We start from the raw sequence: 24528 nt of genomic DNA on the forward strand, positions 1-24528 counted from the left end.
GGGCGATCAGGATGACGCAATCACAGACGGACGTCGTCATCCTGGGCGGCGGGCACAACGGCCTAGTCTGCGCCTTCTATCTGGCGCGCGCCGGGCTGAAGGTCACGGTGCTGGAAAGGCGCGGCGTTGTCGGCGGGGCGGCGGTGACCGAGGAGTTCCATCCCGGTTTCCGCAACTCGACCGCCAGCTACACCGTCAGCCTGCTGAACCCGCGCGTCATCGCCGAAATGGAACTGCCCCGCCACGGCCTGCGGGTGGTCGAGCGCCGCGCGGCCAACTTTCTGCCCTTTGACGACGGCCGCTACCTGCTCACCGGCGAGGGGCGGACCCAGGCCGAGGTGGCCAAGTTCTCGACCCGCGACGCCGAGCGCCTGCCCGACTATGAGGCGCGGCTGGAGACGGTCGCCGCCATCCTGCGCGACCTGATCCTGACCACCCCGCCGAACGTGGTCGAAGGCGGCTGGCTGGCGGCCCTGCCGGAAATGCTGAAGGCGGCCTCTCTGGGGCGGCGGGTCGCGGGGCTGGATCTGGCGACGCAGCGCGACTTGCTGGACCTGTTCGCCAAGTCGGCGGGCGACTGGCTGGACGGCTGGTTCGAGAGCGATCCGATCAAGGCCCTGTTCGGCTTCGACAGCGTCGTCGGCAACTACGCCAGCCCCTATACCCCCGGTTCGGCCTATGTCCTGCTGCACCACGTCTTCGGCGAGGTGAACGGCAAGAAGGGGGCCTGGGGGCACGCCATCGGCGGCATGGGCGCTATCACCCAGGCCATGGCCGCCGCCTGCGCCGAGCAGGGCGTCGAGGTGCGTCTGGATGCGCCGGTCGCCGAGGTTCTGACCGAAAAGGGCAGGGCGGTCGGCGCCGTGACCGAGACGGGCGACATGATCCGCGCCCGCGCCGTCGTCTCGAACCTGCACCCGCGCCTGCTGTTCGACCGGCTGGTTGATCCCGCCGTGGTCCCGGCGGACTTCACCGAGCGGATGAGCCGCTACGCCTCGGGCTCGGGCACCTTCCGCATGAATGTGGCCCTGTCCGAGCTGCCGCGCTTCACCGCCTTGCCGGGGGCGGGCGATCACCTGACGGCGGGCATCATCATCGCGCCGACCCTGGCCTATATGGACCGCGCCCACGCCGAGGCGCGGCTGAACGGTTGGTCGTCCAAGCCGATCGTCGAGATGCTGATCCCCTCGACCCTGGACGACAGCCTGGCCCCGAAGGGACAGCACGTCGCCAGCCTGTTCTGTCAGCATGTTTCGCCCGATCTGGCGGACGAGCATCGCGACACGGTGGCCGACCTGATGATCGAGACGGTCGAGGCCCATGCGCCGGGGTTCAAGGCCTCGGTAGTCGGGCGGCTGGCGCTGGGGCCACGCGATCTGGAGCGGCGCTTCGGCCTGATCGGCGGCGACATCTTCCACGGGCGGCTAACGCTGGATCAGCTGTTCAGCGCCCGGCCGGTTCTGGGTCATGCGGATCACCGGATGCCGGTGGCGGGCCTCTATCTGTGCGGATCGGGCGCCCATCCCGGCGGCGGCGTCACCGGCGCGCCGGGGCACAATGCCGCGCGCGCCGTGTTAAAGGACATCAAGCCAGGCTGATGTTCATGGCGCGCATCAGGGCGTCGCGAATGGCGCCTTCGGTAAAGGGCTTCTGGATGGTCGGGTGGCCGCGCCAGTGCTCGGGCAGACCTGCCTCGCCATAGCCTGTCGAGAAGACGAAGGGCACGCCCCGCGCCTTTAGCGCCTCGGCCACGGGAAAGACCTCGCGGCCCGCCACGTTGACGTCCAGCAGGGCGGCGTCCAGCGCCCCTTCGGTCGTGACGGCCAACAGGCCGTCGTCGATATTGGATTCCGGCCCGACCACGGCGCAACCCATGTCGTCCAGGATGGTCTCCAGCAACATGGCCACCAGGGACTCGTCTTCGATCACCAGAACGCGACGGCCCTGCAAAGCTCTGGTCATGCGGCTTCCTTGGTCAAGGGAATGGTGATCTCGGCGGTGAAGCCGTCATCGCGGTAATGCATCTGCACCGTGCCTGCCAGATCATGTCTTACGTTTCGCTCGATCAAACGGCTGCCGAAGCCCCGCCGTTCCGGTGGAGCGACTGAAGGCCCGCCGGTCTCGCGCCAGACAATGCCGAGATGCGGATTGTTCAGGTCCGCCACGGACCAGTCGACCAGCACGCGTCCCTCGCCCGGCGACAGGGCGCCATACTTGGCGGCGTTGGTGGCCAGTTCGTGGAAGATCATCCCCAGCGACACGGCCATGGCCGGGTCCAACGCCACGTTCGGCCCGTTCAGGGTCAGGCGGTGCAGGCCGTGGGCCGTGGTTTCGTGCTCCAGAACCTCGCGCAGGTCCGCGCCCTCCCAGTGGCTGCGGGTCAGCAGGTCGTGGGTGTGCGACAGCGACAGGATGCGCGACTGGAAGGTCTCGGCGAAGGAACGCGGGTCCTCATGCGAGCGCGCGGTCTGCATGGCGATCGACTGGACCGTGGCCAGGGTGTTCTTCACGCGGTGGTTCAGTTCGTCGATCATCAGCTTCTGACGTTCGGCGGCCATGACCGTGTCGGTGACGTCATGCCCCTGAACGAAGACGCCGACGATCTCGCCGCCGTCGTTGCGGATCGGCTGGTAGATGAAGTTGAGGTAGCGGGTCGCCAGCAGGCCGTTGGGCGTCTGCTGCAGTTGCACCGGGCTCTGGCGTCCCTGGAAGGGCTCGCCCGTTGCCAGCACCTCGTCGAGGAAGTCGTAATAGCCCTGACCCGCCAGTTCCGGCAGGGCCTCGCGAATGGGTTTGCCGACCACATCGCGGTGGCCGATCAACTGGCCATAGGCGCCGTTGTGCAACTGGATCACGTGCTGCGGGCCGTTCAACACCGCGACAAAGCCCGGCGTCTGCATGAACATGTCCAGCAGTTGCCGCCGTTCCGTTTCCAGCCGCCGATTGTCGGCCTGCACGCTCAGGGCGCGACGGAACATGCCGCCGCCGATCAGGCTGTCTAGCGCTGAAGAGGAGTCTTCTGGCCTCAGCCGCCCGACCTGACGGCGCAGCCGCTCCAGCTCGGTGATGTCGCTAGTGTGCTGCAGGATATGGGTGACCTGGCCGGACGCGTCCTTGATCGGTGTGTGGGTGCAACTCCAATAGCGGTCATCATACAGGATCGAGCCGTCGTCCTGCTCGATCGGGATCGGGTAGTGCAGCACGGCCAGATTGTCCGGCTGTCCCGTCGCCAGAACCTTCTCGAACGACGCCGCCAGTTGTTTGGCGTTCTCAGGCGCTTCCTCGCCCGGTCCGGCGTCGAACGCCTGCATCACCGGCTGGCCCAGCAGATCCTCACGGCGGCGATGGGTGACGTCCAGATAGGCCTGGTTCATGCCTGCATAGCGAAGCTGGGCGTCCAGCAGCATGTAAGGGTTGGGCGAGGCGTCGAACGCTGCGACCAGATCGATTGTCTTGGCGAGTGTTCGCAATCCCGTCCCCCAGCATTCTCCACCCTAACGCCGGCCGCGCACAAAGGGTGCGTGTTCCTGCCGCGAAAAATCAGGGAATGTCTAGCGGTGGCGCCTCATTGTGAAAACGAACGTTTTCAACCTCGCCCGCTCAGGCGCTGGCGCCGAGGCTGTCCGCCAGGGTCCAATACATCGGCTTGGGGCTGTAGGCCTCATCATAGGGCAGGCCCCGATTTGCGCCGCGGGCAGCGAGAACGCGCGTGTCGCCATGCTCGGTCAGCCAGGAAAACTTGTCGGTCAGGCCCCAGGTCACGACCCCGCGCACCTCGGGGAAGGCGAGCATGACGTCAAGATAACGTCGTGTCTCGTCCGCCACCTTCTGATCGCGGGCGGCGGTCGTATGGGCGGCGTCCGTCTCCTTGACGTCCAGTTCGGTCACGGTGATGTCCAGGCCCAGGTCGATCAGGGCCTTGGTCATGTCCTGTAGGCCAGCCGTGTCGATCGGGCCTTTGGACAGGTCGAGGTGGGCCTGAACCCCGACGCCGTCCAGTGGGACGTCGGCGGCGCGCAGACGGCGCGCCAGGGCGACGAAGGCCTGGCGGCGCGCCTTGTCGACCGGGTTGCCGTATTCGAAGCCATAGTCGTTGATGACCAGATGGGCGTTGGGGGCGTGGGACCGGGCCTCTTCCATCGCCCGTTCGATGTAGGTGGGGCCAAAGGCGCGGAAGAAGGTGTTGCGGCGCAGGTTGCGCGCGCCGGCCTCGGTGTCGATGGGCTCGTTGATCACGTCCCATTCGTCGATGCGCGAGCCATAGCGGCCCAGCACGCGAGAGAAGTGCTCGGACATCAGCCGCCAGTCGCGCTGCGCGAGCATTTCACGCTTGGCCCAGTCGGGCGTGCTTTGGTCCCATAGCAGGGTGTGGCCGCGCACCCGCAGGCCGTTTTCATCGGAGAAGGCCAGAAGATCATCGACCGGGGCGAAGTTGAACTGGCCCTTGCGCCATTCCAGAGAATTCCATTTCAGATGGATCTCGGGGGTCAGGACCTCGCAGTCGCGCAGCACGGCGGCGCGCAGAGCCTTGTCCTGACGCAGATGTTCGGCGCGAGCGGCGGCGCCGAAATAGCGGCCGCCGCTGCGAGCGGCGCGGGACAGGGACGGAACGGAAGCGGATGCATCGGGCAGGGCGGCGCCTTCCCCCTCGGGCCTGGCCCAGACCCCGTGGGGCGTAACGGACAAGGCCGGGACCAGCGCAAGGCCGGTCAATATGGACCGTCGTGACGGAAGCGTCAGCATACTGCGCTCAACCTTCTCAAGCTACGGAGAAGAACAAGCGCTATTCGTTAGGCCTCCGAAGATAATGCGGAGTTAACGATTGCTGGTGGGTGATTTTAGGGCGGGAATGCAGTCGTCATTGGGCTGACCGTCAAGGTCAAGCTTGAGAGTGTTCTGATAAGCGCCGCAGTTTAACGGGCCAGCGGCTCCATCCCGAACTAGAAACTGCGATAGAAGCCGACGCGGACATAGCCGTCGGAATCCCGGTCGTCCCCGTCGCTGAAACCGGCCGAGATCTGGAATTCCGCCTGTTCGCCGACCTTCACGCCCAGCACCGGGCCGATGCGGTAGGCGCTGTAGTTGGAATCGCCGTCGGCGCCGATCTCGACGCCTGCCCGCACGCGACCCGAAGACCCCACCGTGTGCGTCAGGCTGGCCTGTGCGTCGTAGTCGTCCAACTGGAAGCCATAGGCGCCATACCAATCGACGCGCCACGGACCAGACACATGACCGCCGTCGACGCTGACCATCATCTCGCCCTGGCCGCCGTCGCGGCGGTTGCCGGGGTCGCCGGGGCTGAGGTCGGTGTCGACGTAGCGATAGCCCAGGCCCACGCTGCCCCAGGTCGGGCCCGTCCCGAAGCGATAGACCATTTCCGCCTGAGCCCCGGTGAAGTCCGCGTCGATCGTGACCGGGCCGTTCTGGTAGTCGTAGCCGCCAGTATAGACCACGCCGCGCACGGCCCAGCCCTTGCCGTCGACCGGGCCGGGCAGGCCGACTGTGGCGCCGACGTAGGCGGAGTCCGCGACATCCAGCTTGCCGCCGGCGAAAACCGTCACGTCGCTCTGCGCCGCGGCGGTTCCGGCCCATCCGGTCGCGCCGAGTGCGATCAGGGCGGCGGCGAACGAGGTCTTCGATGCTAGGCGACGCGGTTGGTCGGTCATGAACATTCCCTAACGATAGTATCGATCGCGCCGCCTTGCCGGCGACGCCGAGGAAGGCGCTTCAGCTAAGCTGGATCATTTTGGTTAATACTTTCAGACGACCAATTTTCCTCTCGCCAGCTCGGCCAGGCATTCAGCGCTGCGGTCGACCGGCGCCTTTGTCCGCGACACCCAGGCGATCAGTTCCTCCATGCCGGTGTCCATGTCGCGTTCAGGCCTGAAGCCATAGGCGCGCTCAATCTTGGAGATGTCGCCGAAGCAATGTCGGATGTCGCCGACGCGGTATTTGTTGAGCACCTCAGGGGCGATGTTCTTGCCCAGCAGACGGGCCAGGACGCCGGCGATCTCATTGACCGAGATCGGGGTGCCGCTGCCGACGTTGAACACGTCCCAGCTCTCCTGCTGGCTGTCCAGAACGGTGGCGAAGGCACGGGCCACGTCCTGGACGTGAACGAAATCGCGCATCTGGCGGCCGTCCTCGAACACCAACGGGGGTTGGTCGTTCAACAGGCGTGAGATGAAGATGGCGGCGACCCCGGTGTAGGGATTGCTGAGCGCCTGGCGCGAGCCATAGGCGTTGAACAGACGCAGGGCGACGGTCGGGATTTGAAGCGCCCGCCCGACCGAGAGGAACATCTCCTCGTGGTCGCGTTTGTTGACGGCGTAGATGGAGTTGGGCTGCAACAGCTTGTCTTCCGCCGTGGGGACGGGTTCCAACTCCTCGCCGTCGATCATGATCTCCCACTGGCGCGCCTCAAGCTGGGCGTGGGGTCGAACATCGGCGGTGACGTGGGTGTGGGTCGAGGGGCGGACGTAGTCGCCCTCGCCATAGATCGACATGGACGAGGCCACGGCGATCCGTTCAACCTTGTGCGGCTTCTGCGACAGCACCTCCAGCATTACGGCGGCGGCCATGACGTTGTTGCGCGTATAGTCGACGATATTGGTCATGCTCTGGCCGACCCCGACCGAGGCAGCGAGGTGAGCCAGGTGGGTCACGCCGTCCAGTGCGGCCTCGAACACGCCTTCGTCCAGGATGTCGCCCCTGATGCGGCGCGGGCGAGGGTCGAGGTAGATGGGCCAGCCGTCAGCGTCCATCTCGCCGTCGCCGTGGACCTGTGGAGACAGGCTGTCGAGCACGCTGACGCGATAGCCGCGCGCCAGCATGGCGTCGACCAGATGCGAGCCGATGAAGCCAGCGCCGCCCGTGATCAGAATATGCTTGTCCATGACCGCACCCGCTCAATGGTCGTGACGGAGGACGCCGTATTGATCCAGTTTGGACCGCACGAGCGTATTGTTGGCGTCGATCTTTTCTGTGCGTTGCCAGACCTGGCCGCTGTCCTTCAGGTACATGACGAAGCCGAGCGTCAGCGGAATGATCCAGACGCACCACCAGATCATGACGAACACCGGATTGACCATCAGCATGTAGCCGATGCGATCGGTCGTGCGCTCCAGCACCAGTCCGGTGCGCGTCCAGGTCCGCATGTAGAGGCCCACGATCAGCATGGTGAAGGCGATAATGTTGAACACCGACAGCACCACCAGCCACAGGGGCAGGGCGCTGTCGCCGGTGAAGAACCGCCACGCCGCCCAGATGCCCAGCGGGATGCCCAGGGTGTTCACCCACAGCGACATGCAGGGCAGGAAGTTCATCCAGGCGCGGACGCGTTCGCCGAAGGTGAAATCCATTTCCTTGAGCGGCGAACCCAGGCTCTGGAAGAAGCCGGCGACCCAGCGCTTCCTTTGCGTGACGCCTTCGCTGAAGGTCTCAGGCACTTCTTCGATCAATGAGCTGTCGATGATGCCCAGCGTTTTGCCGTTTTTCCAGAACCGTTCGCCAACCTCGGGGTCCTCGATGGTGATCCAGGGGTGGAAGCCGCCCAGGGCGATCAGATCGTCGACCTTGAAGAACAGTCCCTTGCCCAGCACCCAGAAGGGTTGCTTGGGGTCCGAGAGGTGGCCGTATTTGGCGCCGTCCCAGGTCATGTGGTCGAAGGCATGGAAGGCGGCGGCCAGGCTGGCGTTCAGATTGCCGGCGACGTTGCGCGCCTGAAGCACGTCATATTTCTGCAGGCCGATGGCGGCGGCCTTGAAGTGGTCGGCCGGAGGGCAGCTGTCGGCGTCGATGTAGTCGATCGTGAGATTGGTCTTGTCGCGATGCGTTTCGGCGACCTGATAGAGGGCATAGATCAACTGACGTGTCTTCTTGGGCGGCAGGTCCTTGGACCCCGCGCGCTTGCCGTTGTGCCACCAATAGGCCTTGGGGTTGGCGTCCCAGGCGTTCCACACCACGTCCCAGCGCGGGTCAGTGGTGGCGGGCACCTCCAGGATCTCGACGAAGGGAAAGGCCTTCGTCAGCCGTTGCAGGCTGGCGATGGTCTCGGCGTCATTGGCGTTGGGAATGGCCACGACCCGATACCGGCTGCGCGGATAGTCGAGCTTGGCCAGGGAGGTGAAGGTTGTCTCCATCGTCCGCTCAAGCTCGCGCAGGACCGGGTAGAGCAGAACAATAAAGGGCAGTTCGGCCTCGGTCGCGGGCAGGGGGTCGTCCATGTCCACGCTGTTCACTTTGAGCGTGCGGAAATACATCTCCAGCATGAAGCAGCCCAGGTAGAGAATCTGGGATATGGCGAACAGCCACACGAGAAGGGTTGGAAGGCCGCTGTCGTAGGTTTGCATCGAATGTCCCGCCCAGAATATCCGTGTTAAGTCGTCGTCTTACATTCGTGTTCTGTCGTCTTCTCGGTCGTGGGTTTCTTCGTTCTCAGGATGCGAGCGCGCTGGTCGAGCTTCGCCCGCTGTTTTTCATTTCTTCGGTGAAGTAAGCGATGGTTCGGGAGAGCCCGTCGTGCAGCGGCACCTGCGGCGACCAGTTCAGCCGCGCCAGGGCGCGCGAAATGTCGGGTTTGCGTCGACGGGGATCGTCCACCGGAAGCGGATGGTAGACGATCTTGGACCGTGATTTGGCCATCGCCAGAATCTGTTCGGCCAGTTGCTTGACGGTGGTTTCGTTCGGGTTGCCGATATTGATCGGGCCGTCGATATCTTCGCCGGCGTTCATCAGACGGATGAAGCCTTCGACCAGATCATCGACGAAGCAGAAGGAGCGGGTCTGTTCGCCGCTGCCGTAGATGGTGATGTCTTCGCCCATCAGGGCCTGGACGATGAAGTTGGAGACCACGCGCCCGTCGTCGGGGTGCATGCGCGGGCCATAGGTGTTGAAGATGCGCACGATCCGCGTCGTCAACCCATGCTGGGCGCCGAAGTCCGTAACGAGGGTCTCGGCGAACCGTTTTCCCTCGTCATAGCAGGAGCGGGGGCCGACCGTGTTGACGTTTCCCCGGTAGTTTTCGGTCTGAGGATGAACTTCGGGATCGCCGTAGATCTCTGATGTCGAGGCCTGGAAGAAACGTGCTCTGTCTACCGCCGCCCTGTTCAGAAGATTGAGCGTGCCCAGTGAGCATGTCAGCGCCGTCTTGACGCGATCATACTGATAATGAACCGGTGATGCCGGACAGGCGAGATTGTATATTTGATCGACCTTGGGAAGGTCGCTCGGGAGCGGCGTGTTGATGTCGTGGTTGAGAAGGGAAAACCGTCCAGAGGATTCCAGGTGCGCAACGTTCTGTGGTCTTCCGGTGTGGAAGTTATCGACACAGATGACGTAGTGTCCATTTTCGATCAATCGAGTGCACAGGTGCGATCCAAGAAATCCTGCACCGCCAGCAACAATGATTGTTGCATTTGGCGTTTCGCCAAAGTCATCATGACGATTGTAGAAATGACGATTTTCAACCATCTCTTACGATCCTAAATGATCAGGTAGTTTTAGTCTGTTTGGTTCACGGTAACGACTGCATTCATCCGGCACGGGAATTTCGATAAGTGTAAGCGGCGCATTAAGACCCTGTTAACCAATGGTGCGACCTTGGGTTCCTTTGCAATTGGACGGAAATGCGGCGAAGCTTCGCGGCGGCCTTGCATTTGCCCTCTGCGCGGGCGCTGACCGGGCGGGGCGACAAGGCGCAGGGCGCGCATCAAACATGCGAATAGGCGCGGCGCCTGCACGCCGCGCGTCCGCGATCAGCCGTCTCTACAAACGGATGGGGGTCAGGCGGCTTGAAGGCCGTCGACAGCGGCGCCAATGCCCAGAGCGAGCGGCTCAAAGACGTGCTCGGCCAGGTGCCGCACCACCGGGGCCGCGACCCCGTCGCCGGTCAGGTGATAGGCGTCGCTGTATTGCCGGGGCAGGACATAGCTGTCCTTCAACCCCATCAGCCGCGCCGTCTCGCGCGCCGAGATCAGACGCGAGCGGATACGACGTCCCTCGACCACCAGAATGACCTGGCGGCTGGAGCCGCCGGAGGGGGTGCGCAGGCAGCCCGCCACGTCGTCAAAGCGGACCTCAGCGCGTTGCACCTTGGCGCCGGTCTCATCCAAGCGGGTCCGGCGATAGACGCCGCCGACCATGCGGCGCCCGGCGCGCTTGGCCGCGGCGACCTTGGCCAGATGGACCGGCGACATCATGTCGAGCAGCTTCCTGGTCTCGGCCTGGGTGTGCCAGGCGACGCTGGTCGGGCGGTCCTCGATGATGTCGGCGAAGGTGGTGAGGCGGCGCTCCGGCGTCGGCACGTTCCACCACAGCAGGTGCTCGCGCACATCCTGGGGCAGGGCGCCGACCGCACGGCGCAAGGCGCGGGTGTGGAAGGGCTCGATCGGTTCCGGCGACAGCAGGTCGGGCGCGACCTCGACCTCGGCATGGACGCCGATGACGAACAGGCGCGGGCGCGACTGGGGCACGAACAGGTCGGCGTTGATCACCAGGGCGCCATAGCGATACCCGGCCTCGGCGAAGGTGCGGCAGATGGCTTCGAAGTCCTTGCCGCCATGCGACGTCAGGGCGCCGCAGACGTTCTCGACCGCCACCATGCGCGGCGCGCGGCCGTCGGCGATCAGGCCGTGGATCAGGTCCCAGAAGGCGTAGAAGGTGCCGGACCGCTCGCCCTTCAGCCCCGCTCCAGCGCCCGCCAGCGACAGGTCCTGACAGGGAAAGGAGCCCCACATCATGTCGGCGGTCCCCGGCAACTGCGCCGCGTCCAGCGCGCGGATGTCGCCCACCGTCAGTTCGCCGTCCGTGCCCCAGTTGGCCTGATAGGAGAAGCCCTTCTTGGCGTCGAAATCATTGGCGAACAGGCAGGTCCAGGCAGGCCCCAGACCGGCGCGCACCATGCCGCCGCCGGCGAAGAACTCATAGAAGCTGGGGGCCGAAGGGGACGAATCGCGCATCGGCACACTGTGGAGCAGGCGGGCCTCCATTTCCACGCTCGGCACGCTTGCCCTTGACGTGGACGGGCAGGGGGCTAGGAACCCCGGCCCCTCTCCCCGCAGGTTTTCCCATGACGTCCGCGACGCCCGCCACCATCGGCATCGACTTCGGCACGACCAATACGGTGGTGTCGCTGGCCCATGGCGACGGCCCCGCGACCCTGGTGCGGTTCCAGGTCGAGGAGAAGGACCTGTTCGCCTTCCGCTCGGCGCTCAGCTTCCAACTGCACGAGGCGCGCGACGGCGGTTCGCCCGAGCGGGTCATCGAGGCCGGCCCCTGGGCCATCGACGCCTATGTCGAGGACCCGCTGGAGACGCGCTTCATCCAGTCGTTCAAGACCTTCGCCGCCAGCGCCGCCTTTACCGAGACGCGCATCGACAACCGCCGCTATCGCTTCGAGGATCTGCTGTCGGCCTTCCTGCTGCGGCTGAAGCACCACGCGGACGGGGCGATGGACGACCTGCCGCCGCGCATCATCGTCGGGCGGCCTGTCACCTTCGCCGGGGGCAATCCCAACGAGGCCCTGGCGTTGGAGCGGTATGAGGCGGCGTTCGCGCGCCTGGGCTTCACCGACATTCGCTACGCCTATGAGCCGGTCGGCGCGGCCTTCTTCTTTGCGCGCGAGCTGAAGCAGGACGCCAATGTCCTGGTCGCCGACTTCGGCGGCGGCACCAGCGACTTTTCCGTCGTGCGGTTCGAGCGGGCCGACGGGGCGCTGAAGTCCACACCGCTGGCGCGGTCGGGCGTGGGCGTGGCGGGCGACGCCTTCGACTATCGGATCATCGACCAGCTGGTGTCGCCGGAACTGGGCAAGGGCAGCCTGTATCGGGCCTTCGACAACCGCCTGCCGATCCCCCAGCGCTACTACAGCGCCTTCGCACGCTGGGACCAACTGGCCCTGCTGCGGGCCTCCAAGGACATGCGCGACATTCGCGGCCTGGCCTCGACAGCGTTGGAGCCGGAGAAGATCGAGCGCCTGATCGAAGTGCTGGACGACAACCACGGCTATGCCCTCTATCGCGCTGTCTCGGGCCTGAAGGAGGCCCTGTCGCGCGACGAAGAGGCCGTCTTCTCCTTTATCGCCGGTTCGGTGCGGATCGAGAAGCCGGTCAAGCGCACGGACTTCGAAGGCTGGATCGCCCCCGAGCTTCATTCCATGGAGGCCGCCGTCGACGAGGCCATGGCCCAGTCGGGTCTGGACGGAACCCAGATCGACCGCGTCTTCCTGACCGGCGGCACCTCGTTCGTGCCGGCGGTGCGCGACATCTTCATCCGCCGCTTCGGCGCCGACCGCATCGAGACGGGCGGCGAGTTCGAATCCATCGCCTCGGGCCTGGCCCTGATCGGGCGCGAGGCGGATCTGGACCTGTGGAGTCAGAAGGCCGCCTAATCGCGGTCGGGTGCGCCCAGAGGGAAGTAGGCGCGGTAGGGCCGGGCCTCGTCCACCGCCCGCGCCATCGACGGCCGAGCGAGCAGCCGGGCGCGATAGGCCTTCAGCGTCGCGAAGCGATCATCAATGGGGTGCGACCAGTCGGCGTAGAACAGCGCGGGCGCGGCGGCGCAGTCGGCCAGGCTGAAGCCGTGATCGGTCGCCCATTCCCGCCCCGCCAGTCGTTGGTCCAGCCAGGCGTAGGCGGTGTCCAGCATCCGCCTGGCCTCAGCCACGCCATAGGGATCGCGGTCGCCCTCGGGCCGCAGGACGTCGGCCACCAGCTTCTGCTGCGGGCTTGAGACATAGTGGTCGAACACCCGGTCCATCATCCGCACCTCGACGGCGGCGGCCGTATCGTCAGGAATCAGGCGCGCCGGGCCGGGATGATGCACGGCCAGATGCTCGATGATGGCCGTGGCCTCGACGACCGTGTGGTCCCCGTCCTGCAAGACCGGAAACTTGCGAACCGGCCACAGCGCCGTCAGCTCAGCGAAGGCGGCCTCGCCCTCCAGCAGCCTGAACTCGAACGGGGTATCGTTCTCATAAAGCGCGATCAACGCCTTCTGGCAGTAGGACGAGAAAGGGTGGGCGTAGAGCTTCATGGGCGTTGCTCCTCAATTCGCTGAGGCGATCTAGGTCGAAAACCTACGGTATGTTAGCGTTGCGAATGGCCGTTTTCAAAGCTGTTCACCGCATCGCGGCCATTGGGGGCGTGGCCTTCTTTGCGGCCTTCCTTGGCTTTATCGCCTCGTTTTCCGATCATCCTCCTCTATTGCCGACGGCGTGGAAGATGAGCATCGCCACGGACGACGGTTTTCACATCATCAGGCTCTTTCTTATCATCGTGAGTGTCGCTGCCTTTGTTCTCCGCGGTCGAGGAACTCTCATCGGCTATGCCTTCGTGATGATCCTTGCGGTTGCGCCGATCTGTTGGTTGGTTTTGGAGCTCTTCCATAGGTTCGGTGGCAGCCAGGGTGGCGAATTTTGGGGCTATTTCTTGCAGCCTTCGATGTATCCGTGGCTGCTTGCGCCCTGGCTTGCAGATTACGCTTTGACGCTATCTATCGGCTGCCTTGGCCTCTGGATGGCCACTTTGCCGAGATCGTCGAGACCGATTTTGCGCTAACGCGAAACCGGAATTTGACCCCTTCGCCTCCCGATGTCAGATCGCGCACCTCACCACGCGAGGAGCGCCCCATGACCATCACCCTGCACGGCATCAAGGCCTGTGACACGATGAAGAAGGCGCGCGTCTGGCTGGATGAAAACGGCGTGGACTACGCCTTTCATGACTATAAGGTCGCGGGCGCGAACAGGGCGGATCTTGAACGCTGGATCGCCGAGCATGGCTGGGAGACGGTGCTGAACCGCGCCGGGACCACCTTCCGCAAGTTGTCGGACGCCGACAAGGCCGACCTGAACGCCGACAAGGCCGTCGCCCTGATGCTGGCCCAGCCGTCGATGATCAAGCGGCCGGTGCTGGACCTGGGCGACGGGCGGACGCTGGTCGGCTTCAAGCCCGAACGCTACGCCGAGGCTTTCGGCGCCTAATCCTCGACGGCGGTTTCCGGGCGGTCGTGGCCGTCTGCGCGCTCGGTGATCCACTGGCCAGACGTGTCCTCGAACTCGATCCACGAGGTGCGGTCCGGCACCTGCTGCTCGCGCGAGACGGCGACAGCGGCGGCGCGCGCGGCGTCGTGGGTGGCGAAGGTCTCGGAGAAGCTGTCGCCCAGCTTATAGGCCCAGCCCCCGTCGTGGGGGACGATGCGATAGATGATGCGGGTCATTTGGCCTCCGGTCGTTTATCGACCGACGCTTGACCGGGCGGAACAGCTTGTCGAGTCACGCTGTGGTGACGTCAGCGCGCCCGACGCAGCTCCAGGGCGGCGCGGTGGGCGGCGGTCCAGCGCTCGCGGTCCAGGCGGTTGATGGCGAAGCGACGCATCTCCGTCTCGCAGACCTCTGTCCCGCGCAGGCTGAGCGGCGTGACGACGGCCCGGTGCTGGTCGCAGAATGCGTCGGCGGCCGCATCGACGCGCTGGATAAAGACCCTGGCTTGCTCTGGACGGCGGAAGTCCAGATCGGAGACCTGGACCCTCAGTTCCTGCGCGGGCGAGACGGCGGCCGATAGGGCGAGGGCGAGGCTGGCGATCATCATGGCGGTGGCTCCCTGGGTTCCGGCGAAGCCGGGCAAGGGAACAAGACGGCGCAAAGCGCACACAGTTACGGCAGCGCCTGTTAAATCGCGGTCATGCCTTGGGTCTGAAACGCCGGCCGGATCGGAAAAGCGCGCCTTACAAAGAGTTCATGCGCGATCCTGCATCTGATCGGCGCGATCAGCGCCTCTTGTGATCAGAAGGCTGCAGCGTCACGCTCGGCTCCATATTTCAAGAAGGGGCGAAACCCATGGAAGAATTCATTCCCATCGCATTGTTCATCATGATCGGCGCGATCGTGCTCGTGCCGGTTTGGCTGAAGAGCAGGGAGCGTAAAGAGATGCAGGCGACCCTGCGCTCGGCCATCGAGAAGGGGCAGCCGCTGCCGCCAGAAGTCATTGACGCGCTGAGCAAGGAAAACATCAAGGCGCCAGCGACGGCGTCTCGCGACCTGCGCGTCGGCGTCATCCTTCTGGCGGTCAGCCTCGGGTTCGCTCTCTTTGGCTACGCGGTCAGCTTCGCCGAGATGGACGCCTTCTATCCGCTGGTCGGCATCGCCGCGATCCCCGGCACGATCGGTCTGGCCTTCATCGTCCTGAGTTTCTTCAACAAGAACAAGGGCTGAGGGCGACGGGGAGGGGAGACCGTCATGGCCAAGCCTTTACGCGATCTGCACGATGTCGAGCTCGCCGCCCTGTCGGCGGCGGGCGGACGTCGCGAGTTCGGGGAACTGGTGCGTCGCCACAGCTCGGCGGTGCGCGGTCTGCTGCGTCGGATGGGGGCGCAACCCGCCCTGGCCGACGACGTGGCCCAGGACGCCTTTCTGCTGGCGTTCGAGAAGTGCGCCGAGTTTCGCGGCGAGGGGACCTTCGGCGCCTGGATCAAGCGGATCGCGGCTCGCATCTATCTGAAGCGTCGCTCGAAGGACGCCCGCTATGTCGCCGAGGTCGAGAACGATGAGGTCGCGCCCAATGTCGATAGCGCCGGGCGCATGGATCTGGACGAGGCGATGAAGGGCCTGACCGAGCCGGAACGGCTGTGCGTCTCCCTGTGTCACGGGGCGGGCCTGTCCCATCCCGAAATTGCGGCCGCCATTAATTTGCCGCTTGGAACGGTGAAATCTCATGTCAAGCGTGGTCTGGATAAACTTCGGGCCCGGCTCCAGTCGGAACCGGTTGCTCACGGGAGCGCGTCCCATGTCGGCTGATGAGTTCGACCCTGCCATCGAGCGCCTGTTCGCACGCGCCCCGGCCTTTGCCGATTCGGCCCAGTTCGAGGCCGGCGTGGCGGCGAAACTGTCGAAAACCTCTCGCTTCCGCACGGTGGCCCTGTCCGGAGCGGGCCTGATCGGCGGCGTCATCGCCGTGCGCGAGGTCCTGAACGTCAACTTCAACTTCACTGAATCGTCGGCGTCCGCATCGACGGGCTCTCAACCTGTCGCGCAGGGGCTCAGCATGGCGGGCGTGGACGGCGCTCAGGCGGTTCAGTCCTTGCTGGATCGACTGGGCCTAAGCGGGTTCGACATGAGCTCCATGGGCGGAATGCAGTTGTTCTGGGCTACGGCCGGGGTGCTGGTCGCCTTGCTGGCGGCTGGGGTTGTGAAACTGTCTCAGGAAATCTGAGCGCCGTTTTCCTGACGAAGTCGCGACCTACTGCTGAAATTTCGGGTCACGGCATGAACGCCTGCGTTGCGGGCGGGACGACGACCCTCTAGGGTCGCGCCGGTTTAGCGACCAGTCTTGGCAGCGGTTTTTGGGGCGACGTTTCGTGGTTGATGTCTTCGAACAGGTCGAGGAGGAGCTTCGCTCCGATCGATACAAGCGTATGGCCCGCACCTGGCTGCCGATCGGAGCCGGCCTGCTGGTCGTCGCCCTGGTCGCCGCCCTGGGCTGGTGGGGCTGGCAGAGCTACGTGACCAATCAGGCCGACAAGGCCTCGGCCGCCTATGATCGCGGCATGGAGGCCCTCCAGGCCAACAACCCGTCGGGCGCCGACGCCGCCTTCGCCGAAGCCGCCAAGTCGGGCAACGGCGCCTATAAGGCCCTGGCCCTGATGCAACAGGCCGGAATCGCCGTGACGGCGAACAAGACCCAGGACGCGGTCAAGCTGTTCGACGACGCAGCCAAGGCCGCCGGCGATCCGATCATCGCCGACGCCGCCGCTATCAAGGCCGCCTTCCTGCTGATGGACACGGCCTCGCTGGAAGACATTCAGAAGCGTCTTGAGCCCCTGGCTGAGGACAAGCGCCCGCTGCACGCCTTCGCTCAGGAAGCCCTGGCCATGGCGCAACTGCAGCACGGCAAGACCGCCGAAGCGCGTCAGGCCTTTGTCCAGCTGCAACTGGGCCAGGATGTGCCGGACGACGTCCGTCAGCGCGCCCAGGCCGGCGTTCAGGCGATTGATTCGGGCACGGCCGCCGGCCTGGCCGCCATCGTTCGCGCCGCCGTCGCCCTGCCGGCTCCGGCTGCCGCGCCGTCCGCTGCCGCTGCTCCCGCACAAGCCGACGCGGCGCCTGCCGCCGTTCGCCCGTAATCGACGCTTTCAGGACGCCCTGCATGAACCGAACGCTGAAAGTCGCCCTGTTGTGCGGTCTGGCCATGACCGTCGCGTCCTGCGGCACCGTGCGCAACGCCCTGCCTTTCGGCCTGGGCGGCCAGAAGGAAGACGTCGCCAAGGCGACCGAAGGGCAGCGCATTTCGATCCTGGAGTTCGAGCAGCAACTGGCGCCGTCGGCGGCTCTGTCCGGCCGTGACTTCTTCCTGCCGGGGCCCCAGGCGGCGACCGCCTGGACCCAGCCGGGCGGCAACGCTGACAACTCGGTGGAGCATGTCATCGCTGCGCCGGAGTTCTCGATCGCCTGGCGGCGCGACATCGGCGCCGGCTCCAGCCGCACCCGTCAGGTCATGGCCCCGGTCGTCGCAGACGGCGGCAAGATCTTCGTGCTGGACGGCGAGGCTGGCGTGACGGCTGTGGACGCGGGCACCGGCGCGGTCCTGTGGAAGGCCAACGTCAAGGTCGATGAGCACGATCGCGGCTCGCGCATCCTGGGCATCGGCTTCGGCGGCGGCGCGGCCGGCGGCGGTTTCGGCGGCGGCGTAGCCGTCGGCGGCGGCAAGGTCTTTGTCTCCTCCGGCTATCGCACCATGACGGCGCTGGACGCCGCCACGGGGGCTGAACTGTGGAAGTCGTCGGTTGATCTGCCGATCCACGGCGCACCGACGGTCGCCGGTCAGCGCGTCTATGTCATCGACGTCGACAACCAACTGGTGGCTTTCAACGTCAATACAGGACGTCAGGACTGGTCCTATCGCGGCATCACCGAGCCGGCGCGCGTCATGCGCGCCTCCAGCCCGGCGGTCAGCGGCGACACGGTCATCGCGCCCTTCTCCTCGGGCGAACTGGTGGCGCTGCGCGCCTCGAATGGCCAGCCCGTCTGGCAGGAGGTCCTGTCGCGCACCAGCCGCACCAGCGCCCTGTCCGAGATCCGCGATATCGCCGGGCGGCCGGTCATCAGCCGCGGCTTTGTCTATGCTGTCAGCCAGTCGGGCGTCCTTCAGTCGATGGACATCCGTTCGGGCCAAGCGAAATGGTCCCTGCCGGTCGCGGGCGTCAATGCGCCCCTGCCGGTCGGCGACGTGGTCTATGTGGTGTCCAAGGCCGGTGAACTGACCGTCGTCAACCGCGATAGCGGCCAGGTCTACTGGACGCGCGACCTGAATGAGGGTCGTGTCCGCAAGGAAGGCGGCGTTCTGGGCTTCGGCGGCAAGACGGTCCGTCCTGTGTGGTCGGGCCCCATCCTGGCCTCCAACCGTCTGGTGCTGGTGAATTCGGACGGCGAGGTCGTGGCCTTTGACCCGAAGACCGGCGCGCAGCAATCCAGCCTGAAGCTGGGCGGGGCGGCCTTCATCGCTCCAGCCGCCTACAACGGCGCCCTTTACGTCCTCACGGACAAGGGCCAACTGGTCAGCATCCGCTGATCTTTTCTTTGATTTGAGTTAGAAAGCCGACATGGCTCTAAAAGTCGCCATCGTCGGCCGGCCCAATGTGGGCAAGTCGACACTGTTCAACCGACTCGTCGGCAAGCGTTTGGCGCTTGTCGATGATCGCCCGGGCGTGACCCGTGACCGTCGCTATGCCGACGGCAATATCGGCGACATGGATCTGACGCTGATCGACACGGCCGGCTACGAAGACGTCACCGACGACAGCCTGGAAGCCCGGATGCGCGAGCAGACCGAGGCCGCGCTGGATGACGCCGAAGTCGTCATGTTCATGATGGACGCCCGCGATGGCGTGACGTCGCTGGACCGCATCTTCGCCGAGCGTCTGCGCAAGGTGCACAAGCCGATCATCTTGCTGGCCAACAAGTCCGAAAGCCGCGAAAGCGGCGGCGGCGTCGGCGAAGCCCACGCTCTGGGCTTCGGCGAGCCGGTCGCCATCTCGGCCGAGCACGGCGAGGGCATGGCCGACCTGTATCAGGCGCTGGTCGAGGCCTCGGCTGACATCTTCGTCGAAGAGATCGACGAGCCGGACAAGCCGATCCGAATCGCCATCATCGGCCGCCCCAATGCGGGTAAGTCGACCCTGATCAATCGTATGCTGGGCGAAGACCGCCTGTTGACCGGCCCCGAGGCCGGCATCACCCGCGACTCTATCTCGGTCGACTGGGAATACGAAGGCAAGGCGATCCGCTTCGTTGATACCGCCGGGATGCGTCGCAAGGCTCGAGTCCAGGAGAAGCTGGAAAAGCTGTCGGTCGCCGACACCATCCGCGCCATCACCTTCGCTGAGGTGGTCGTGCTGGTGATGGACAAGGACGACGCCTTCGATACCCAGGACCTGCAACTGGCCGACCTGGTCGAGCGCGAAGGTCGCGCCCTGGTCTATGTGGCGTCCAAGTGGGACCTGGAGGAAGAACCCCAGTCCAAGATGGCCGAGCTGAAGCGCCTGGCCGAGGACAAGCTGCCGCAGTTGAAAGGTTCGCCCTTCGTCGCCCTGTCGTCGCACAATGGTCGTGGCGTCGAGCGGCTGATGCCGGCCATCATCAAGGCCTATGAAACCTGGTCGGTGAAGGTCAAGACCAAGGACCTGAACACCTGGCTGTCCATGGCCACCCAGAGGCACCCGCCGCCCGCCGTCAATGGCAAGCGCGTGAAGCCGAAGTACATGGCTCAGACCAAGGCCCGTCCGCCGACCTTCGTCCTGATGGCCAGCCGCGCCTCTGACATGCCCGAGCACTATCAGCGCTATCTGGTGAACAGCCTGCGCGAGAGCTTCGACCTGCCCGGCACGCCGATCCGGCTGACGGTCAAGTCCAGCAGCACGTCGAACCCCTATGCCGAGGGCGGCGCCAAGTCCGGTCCAGAACGCTACAAGGGCGACGCCAAGACCGCGCCGCGCAAGGTGCTGAAGGCCGAGAAGGCCGCCGAGGCTCTGTCCAACCTGCCGGGCAAGGCGCTGGAACAGAAGAAGTCGGGCATCAAGCCCAAGGTCAAGGCTCTTGGCGGGCTCAAGGCAGGCGCGAGCAAGAAGGCCGGTCAGAGCGTGGCCGTCCAGAAGGGCGCCCGCGGCGGCGCCCGTCAGGTGTCGCGTTCGGGCCGTATCCGCACCGGCCAGAAGCACGCGCCGAAGAAGTAGGTCGCCCTCGAGCGGCCGGGAAGGTTTAGGGGCGAGCGGTCGGTGACGACGGCTCGCCCCTTCTTCTGGTCGGGGTCTTTTCGGGAACCTTGCGGCCCCACCGTGCGTCCAAGCCTGCGGATGGAGCGCGTCATGAGTCTGCGAAAACCGAACGACTACGCCGTGCTGGATCAAATCGATCTGGTACGTCTGGCCCAGGTCGGCGACCGCGAGGCGTTTCGCGCCATCATGCAGCAGGGCAATCAGCGCCTGTTTCGCATCGCCCGCGGCGTGGTCCGCGACGACGCCGAGGCCGAGGATGTGCTGCAAGAAGCCTATGCCCGCGCCTTTGCCGCCATCGGCGGCTTTCGCGGCGAGGCGGGGATCATGACCTGGCTGACCCGCATCGTCCTCAACGAAGCCCGCGACCGGGTGCGAAAGCGCCGCCCGATGGTCGATCTGGATGTCATTGAGCAAAGCCAGCAGGCCGAGGTCATTCCTTTCCCCAATGCCTTTGGCGCCAATCCCTTCGGCGGCGGCAGTCCCGAGATCGACGCGGCGCGGATGCAGATACGCAGCCTGATCGAACGCGCCGTGGACGACCTGCCGGCGCCCTTCCGCATGGTCTTCATCCTGCGCGACATCGAGGAGTGCAGCATCGAGGAGACCGCCGCCCACCTGCAACTCAAGCCCGAGACGGTGAAGACCCGGCTGCATCGCGCGCGCCGCCTGCTGCGTCAGGCCCTGGACGCTCAACTGGGGGCAACCATGGTCGGCGTCTTTCCCTTCCTCGGCGCCCGCTGCGCGCGCATCACCGAGGCGGTGCTGAGCCGGATGGAGCAGGAAGGGCGGCTAGCGCCGGGAACCTTTCCATCTGCCTGAAGTCCAATGCTGAGGCGATGGCGGTCAAGCCGTCGCAGCAAAGGAAGAACCCCCATGTCGAAAGCCCTTCTTCTGGCCGGCGTCCTGATCTTCGCTCCGCTGGCGCCCGCCATGGCCCAGAACGCCGGACCGACCGACCCGCAGATCGCCCACATCGCCTATACCGCCGGGCAACTGGACATCGAGGCCGCCAAACAGGCGCTGCAGAAGTCCACAAACCCTGAGGTCCGCGCTTTCGCCGAAACCATGGAGCGCGACCACGCGGCGGTGAACGAACAGGCCATCGCTCTGGTCACCCGTCTGCACGTCACCCCCGAAGTCAACCCCACCAGCACCTCGCTGACCGACGCGGCGGCGGCCACGCGGCAACGCCTGGCCGGCTTGTCGGGCGCAGCCTTCGACAAGGCCTATGTCGACAACGAGGTCACCTATCACCGCACCGTCGATGAGGCCCTGCGCAAGACCCTGATCCCCGACGCCGACAACGCCGAGCTGAAGTCGCTGCTGCAGACCGGGCTGGAACTGTTCCAGCAGCATCAGGCCCATGCCGAGCACCTGGCCCATGACTTCCCCTGAACGTTGCCCTGAACCCGGATCGGAGCGGCTTTCCCGGCGCATGCTTCTGATGACTGCGGGGGCGCTGGCGGTCGCTCCGGCGCTCCCTGCGGTCGCCGCCCCCCGGACCCACGCCGTCGTCATCGACAAGATGAAGTTCGGACCGTCTCCGGAGGGCGTGCGCGTCGGCGATACGGTGGCCTGGGTCAATCGCGACCTGTTCCGCCATTCGGCCACGGCGCGAAACCGTGCCTTCGATGTGGATTTGCCGCCTGGCGCGACCGGGACAGCCGTCATGCGGACGGCGGGGACCGTCGCCTATGCCTGTCGGTTCCATGCAGCCATGACGGCCGAGATCGTCGTTAGCGGCTAGAGCGGTCGCGGTCGTCGTGTGCGGGCGAAGGGAGCGACGACCTTGGCCGGGGCGTCCTGGTCGCCGATCACCGCCTTCAGGGCCAGGGTCACGAACAGCACCCACCGCAGGCTGTGCCAGTTCATGGTGATGCTCTCGGTCAGCATGGTCAGGGTATAGGCCGTCATCATGGGGACCAGCAGCCAGCCGGACAGGCGTGTGTAGGCGGCCCAGAACGATCGCGCCCACATTTCGACCATCCAGGCAGCCAGCAGGATCAGGCCGGGAATGCCAAGACTGAGATAGACCTCCAGCCAGCCGCTGTGCGCGTGGGCGGCGGAGAAACGGGCCTCATAGGCGATCCAGGACTGCGGTCCGCCCGGCGAGTTGTCGGTCCAGACCGCGCCATAGCCGAAGCCGGTCCACGGGCGATGTTCGACCTGACGCAGGATGCCGGACCAAATTTCGGTCCGGCCCGTCAGTGTGGCGTCCTTGCCAAGCAACTCGAATAGCAGGTCGCTGCGGGTCGCAATGACGACCAGGGCGGCGCAGATGACGACGACCGTGATCCAGGTGCCCAGGATCGCGCGCACGCGTCCGGCCTTCACCAGGGCGACGAAGACCATGCTGGCCATGGCGAGGATCAGCACTACAAGGCCGGTCTTCGACGTGGACATCACCACCAGCGCTGCGGCTATGGCCGCGCACACCAACCACAGTCTTCGACGCTTGGGGACCATGATGGCGGCGGCGACCATGAAGATGGCGGCCAGGCCCATATTCTCGCCCAGAGAGTTCTTCTCGAGCCAGAGGCCTCGCCATGCGCCGGGGAAGATGGTTTGCATCCGGCCCATGTCGGGCAGCAGGACGGCCAGAAGAAGCGAGGCGACCATCATGATGGCCATGGCTGTGGCGAAGATCTCGGTCAGCGTCGTCCAGCGCCAGCGCGCGGCCAGGGCGACCCCGCCCAGGGTTGTGAACAGCAGGGCCATCACGCGTCTCAGGGTGACGTCCGGGTTGATCGACCACACGAAGGACAGCGCCGCCAAGGCCAGCAGCGCCAGCAGCAAGGGCGACCGGGACAGGGCCTGCAAGGCCGTACCGGGGCGAGTCAGAACCAATCCCACCGCCAGGGCATAGGCGGGATAGAAGAAGTTGAGCAGGAAGTCGGACGAGCGCTGGCCATAGCCGGTCATCGGCGCGGCCCATGACTGCGAGTAGATCAGAACCACCAGCACTGAGGCGGCGAAGGCCAGAATATCCGCATAGGGCGTCGCGCGCGTCACCGGGCCGGAGCGCGCAGTCCGGTCTGCCGTTGTGCGAACGGTTTGTGTCGTCGGTCCTGAAAGTCGGCTCCCCGGCGACTGGATCGACATGGGACCTTAGGCGGCGGATTCCGCCGACAGACCCTGCTTCCAATCCTTGAAGCTGACGGTCAGGGGCGGGGTGAGGTCAGGACGGGTCAGTTCGACCATCAGGGGACCGATCTCCGAAGGGTGAGGCAGGACCTCGGGATCTTCACCTGGAAAAGCCTGGGCGCGCAACTGGGTGCGCATCCGGCCCGGATCGACGATGGCGGCGCGGACCAGGGTGCTCTCGATTTCGTCGGCCCAGCATTTGACCAGGGCCTCGGCGCCGGCCTTGGTCGCCGCATACATGCCCCAGAAGGCGCGCGGGTTGGTCGCGACGCTGGAGGTCAGATAGACCGCGCGCCCGGCGTCGGAGGCGCGCAGCAGCGGCTCCAGCGAGCGGATCAGGCGATAGACGCCGGTGAAGTTGATCTTCTCGATCTTGGCGAACTCGCGCGGCTCGGCGTGGGCGACCGGCGTGAGACCCGAGGGGCCCATGGTCGCCGCCGCCTGAACCCAGATGTCCAGCTTGCCGAAGCGCTCGAACAGGGCACCGCCCAGACGGTCGATGGCGCCGCCGTCCACCAGGTCGAACGGGACCAGGGTGGCGTGCTGGCCGGTGGCGGCGAAGATGGCGTCGTCCAGTTCTTCCAGTCCGCCCTGGGTGCGGGCGGTCGCCACGACGTGGGCGCCGGCCTTGGCCAGGGCCAGGGCGGTTTCATAGCCGATGCCGCGCGAGGCGCCGACGACCAGGGCGATACGGTTGGCGAGGGGAAGGGAAGCGTGTTCGGACATGCTGCGCTGATAGCGCGACCCGCCGTCGGGCGAAAGGCTCAGCCTCGCTTCAATACCCAGGCGCGGGCTGCCATAGGCTGAAGCTGACGCCCTGGTCGTCGGCGACGACGACAGACAGGCCGGACGGGCTTTGCGCCGGCATGGCGGCGTGCCCGCCCAACTCCCTCACACGGGCGCAGGTCACGTGAATGTCGTCGACGCGGAAGTAGAGGTGAGGAAAGGCCCGGTGCTCGCCCTTGGTGATGCCCAAGGCGGGATCAGACCCGCTGACGTGAGCGTAGGTCGGGTGCGAAGCGACTTCGTCGTAGGTCCAGCCGAACAGACCCGCGTAGAAGGCGCGGGCCTTTTCGATGTCGGGGGTGTCGAGCGTGAAGTAGCCGAGCTGGATCATAC

At 65.6% G+C, this 24528-nt stretch carries 27 protein-coding genes; 13 read left to right on the top strand and 14 right to left on the bottom strand.

Annotation, left to right across the window (positions count from 1 at the left end; all coding sequences use genetic code 11):
• The first annotated feature begins 11 nt into the window (after positions 1-11).
• Positions 12-1598, top strand: coding sequence for an NAD(P)/FAD-dependent oxidoreductase (locus CQ039_RS04020; RefSeq protein ID WP_105564300.1), 1587 nt, complete (start codon positions 12-14; stop codon positions 1596-1598).
• On the opposite strand, the gene CQ039_RS04025 is transcribed toward CQ039_RS04020, so the two are convergent.
• The 8 genes from CQ039_RS04025 to CQ039_RS04060 all read right to left on the bottom strand — a co-directional run bounded on the left by CQ039_RS04025 (position 1585) and on the right by CQ039_RS04060 (position 10958).
• Entirely contained in the window at positions 1585-1962 is a 378-nt protein-coding gene (locus CQ039_RS04025) for a response regulator (protein WP_105564301.1), read from the bottom strand. The two genes, CQ039_RS04020 and CQ039_RS04025, sit on opposite strands and share 14 nt — an antisense overlap.
• Positions 1959-3470, bottom strand: coding sequence for an HWE histidine kinase domain-containing protein (locus CQ039_RS04030; protein ID WP_233190295.1), 1512 nt, complete (start codon positions 3468-3470; stop codon positions 1959-1961). The genes CQ039_RS04025 and CQ039_RS04030 overlap by 4 nt, the downstream gene beginning before the upstream one ends.
• A gap of 130 nt (positions 3471-3600) precedes the next feature.
• Positions 3601-4713 carry an endo-1,4-beta-xylanase gene (locus CQ039_RS04035; protein WP_158256012.1) on the bottom strand — a complete coding sequence of 371 codons (1113 nt, stop codon included), beginning with the start codon at positions 4711-4713 and terminating at the stop codon, positions 3601-3603.
• Between the two features lie 227 nt (positions 4714-4940).
• Complete coding sequence (gene bcsS / locus CQ039_RS04040) at positions 4941-5666, bottom strand: cellulose biosynthesis protein BcsS (RefSeq protein WP_158256013.1); 726 nt, start codon at positions 5664-5666, stop codon at positions 4941-4943.
• Between the two features lie 93 nt (positions 5667-5759).
• Positions 5760-6896, bottom strand: coding sequence for an NAD-dependent epimerase/dehydratase family protein (locus CQ039_RS04045; protein WP_105564304.1), 1137 nt, complete (start codon positions 6894-6896; stop codon positions 5760-5762).
• Positions 6897-6908: 12 nt separating this feature from the next.
• A complete protein-coding gene (locus CQ039_RS04050; protein WP_105564305.1) occupies positions 6909-8351 on the bottom strand; it encodes a glycosyltransferase family 2 protein in 1443 nt (480 codons plus the stop codon).
• Positions 8352-8436: 85 nt separating this feature from the next.
• Positions 8437-9471: a UDP-glucuronic acid decarboxylase family protein gene (locus tag CQ039_RS04055; protein WP_105564306.1), complete on the bottom strand. Its 1035-nt coding sequence runs from the start codon at positions 9469-9471 to the stop codon at positions 8437-8439.
• Positions 9472-9782: 311 nt separating this feature from the next.
• Positions 9783-10958 (bottom strand): DNA cytosine methyltransferase, encoded by a 1176-nt coding sequence (locus tag CQ039_RS04060; RefSeq protein WP_105564307.1) that lies wholly within the window; start codon positions 10956-10958, stop codon positions 9783-9785.
• A 110-nt stretch (positions 10959-11068) separates the two neighbouring features.
• Here CQ039_RS04060 and CQ039_RS04065 point away from each other — a divergent pair, with 110 nt between their 5' ends.
• Entirely contained in the window at positions 11069-12388 is a 1320-nt protein-coding gene (locus CQ039_RS04065; RefSeq protein ID WP_105564308.1) for an Hsp70 family protein, read from the top strand.
• Here the strand turns inward: CQ039_RS04065 and CQ039_RS04070 are convergent.
• Positions 12385-13032 (bottom strand): glutathione S-transferase family protein, encoded by a 648-nt coding sequence (locus CQ039_RS04070; RefSeq protein WP_105564309.1) that lies wholly within the window; start codon positions 13030-13032, stop codon positions 12385-12387. The two genes, CQ039_RS04065 and CQ039_RS04070, sit on opposite strands and share 4 nt — an antisense overlap.
• Positions 13033-13097: 65 nt before the next feature.
• Here CQ039_RS04070 and CQ039_RS04075 point away from each other — a divergent pair, with 65 nt between their 5' ends.
• Both CQ039_RS04075 and CQ039_RS04080 read left to right on the top strand, forming a co-directional pair.
• Positions 13098-13556 carry a hypothetical protein gene (locus CQ039_RS04075; protein WP_146112101.1) on the top strand — a complete coding sequence of 153 codons (459 nt, stop codon included), beginning with the start codon at positions 13098-13100 and terminating at the stop codon, positions 13554-13556.
• 71 nt (positions 13557-13627) lie between these two features.
• Positions 13628-13981: an ArsC family reductase gene (locus tag CQ039_RS04080; RefSeq protein WP_105564311.1), complete on the top strand. Its 354-nt coding sequence runs from the start codon at positions 13628-13630 to the stop codon at positions 13979-13981.
• Here the strand turns inward: CQ039_RS04080 and CQ039_RS04085 are convergent.
• Entirely contained in the window at positions 13978-14217 is a 240-nt protein-coding gene (locus tag CQ039_RS04085; protein ID WP_105564312.1) for a DUF2188 domain-containing protein, read from the bottom strand. The two genes, CQ039_RS04080 and CQ039_RS04085, sit on opposite strands and share 4 nt — an antisense overlap.
• Positions 14218-14288: 71 nt before the next feature.
• Positions 14289-14588, bottom strand: a complete 300-nt coding sequence (locus CQ039_RS04090; protein ID WP_105564313.1) for a UrcA family protein — start codon at positions 14586-14588, stop codon at positions 14289-14291.
• Positions 14589-14836: 248 nt separating this feature from the next.
• On the opposite strand from CQ039_RS04090, the gene CQ039_RS04095 reads away from it, so the two are divergent.
• The 9 genes from CQ039_RS04095 (at position 14837) to CQ039_RS04135 (ending at position 22012) form a co-directional block, all read left to right on the top strand.
• Positions 14837-15211 (top strand): DUF6249 domain-containing protein, encoded by a 375-nt coding sequence (locus CQ039_RS04095; RefSeq protein ID WP_105564314.1) that lies wholly within the window; start codon positions 14837-14839, stop codon positions 15209-15211.
• A 24-nt stretch (positions 15212-15235) separates the two neighbouring features.
• On the top strand, positions 15236-15793 hold the full coding sequence (locus CQ039_RS04100) for an RNA polymerase sigma factor (protein ID WP_105564315.1): 558 nt from the start codon (positions 15236-15238) through the stop codon (positions 15791-15793).
• Complete coding sequence (locus tag CQ039_RS04105; RefSeq protein ID WP_105564316.1) at positions 15783-16208, top strand: hypothetical protein; 426 nt, start codon at positions 15783-15785, stop codon at positions 16206-16208. The genes CQ039_RS04100 and CQ039_RS04105 overlap by 11 nt, the downstream gene beginning before the upstream one ends.
• A gap of 145 nt (positions 16209-16353) precedes the next feature.
• Complete coding sequence (locus CQ039_RS04110) at positions 16354-17118, top strand: tetratricopeptide repeat protein (RefSeq protein WP_105564346.1); 765 nt, start codon at positions 16354-16356, stop codon at positions 17116-17118.
• A 23-nt stretch (positions 17119-17141) separates the two neighbouring features.
• Positions 17142-18563 (top strand): PQQ-like beta-propeller repeat protein, encoded by a 1422-nt coding sequence (locus CQ039_RS04115; RefSeq protein ID WP_105564317.1) that lies wholly within the window; start codon positions 17142-17144, stop codon positions 18561-18563.
• Between the two features lie 31 nt (positions 18564-18594).
• Positions 18595-20223: a ribosome biogenesis GTPase Der gene (der, locus tag CQ039_RS04120; RefSeq protein WP_105564318.1), complete on the top strand. Its 1629-nt coding sequence runs from the start codon at positions 18595-18597 to the stop codon at positions 20221-20223.
• A 132-nt stretch (positions 20224-20355) separates the two neighbouring features.
• Positions 20356-21084: an RNA polymerase sigma factor gene (locus CQ039_RS04125; RefSeq protein WP_105564347.1), complete on the top strand. Its 729-nt coding sequence runs from the start codon at positions 20356-20358 to the stop codon at positions 21082-21084.
• Positions 21085-21138: 54 nt separating this feature from the next.
• A complete protein-coding gene (locus CQ039_RS04130; RefSeq protein WP_105564319.1) occupies positions 21139-21660 on the top strand; it encodes a DUF4142 domain-containing protein in 522 nt (173 codons plus the stop codon).
• A gap of 40 nt (positions 21661-21700) precedes the next feature.
• Positions 21701-22012, top strand: coding sequence for a plasmid stabilization protein (locus CQ039_RS04135; protein WP_199183561.1), 312 nt, complete (start codon positions 21701-21703; stop codon positions 22010-22012).
• On the opposite strand, the gene CQ039_RS04140 is transcribed toward CQ039_RS04135, so the two are convergent.
• The 3 genes from CQ039_RS04140 to CQ039_RS04150 all read right to left on the bottom strand — a co-directional run bounded on the left by CQ039_RS04140 (position 22009) and on the right by CQ039_RS04150 (position 24526).
• Positions 22009-23277: an O-antigen ligase gene (locus CQ039_RS04140; protein ID WP_233190297.1), complete on the bottom strand. Its 1269-nt coding sequence runs from the start codon at positions 23275-23277 to the stop codon at positions 22009-22011. The genes CQ039_RS04135 and CQ039_RS04140 overlap by 4 nt on opposite strands.
• A 96-nt stretch (positions 23278-23373) precedes the next feature.
• Complete coding sequence (locus CQ039_RS04145) at positions 23374-24135, bottom strand: SDR family NAD(P)-dependent oxidoreductase (protein WP_105564321.1); 762 nt, start codon at positions 24133-24135, stop codon at positions 23374-23376.
• A 49-nt stretch (positions 24136-24184) separates the two neighbouring features.
• Positions 24185-24526, bottom strand: a complete 342-nt coding sequence (locus CQ039_RS04150) for a VOC family protein (protein ID WP_105564322.1) — start codon at positions 24524-24526, stop codon at positions 24185-24187.
• Between the last annotated feature and the right edge of the window lie 2 nt (positions 24527-24528).

The sequence above is a fragment of the Brevundimonas sp. MYb52 genome (assembly GCF_002979535.1).
Lineage (GTDB): Bacteria > Pseudomonadota > Alphaproteobacteria > Caulobacterales > Caulobacteraceae > Brevundimonas.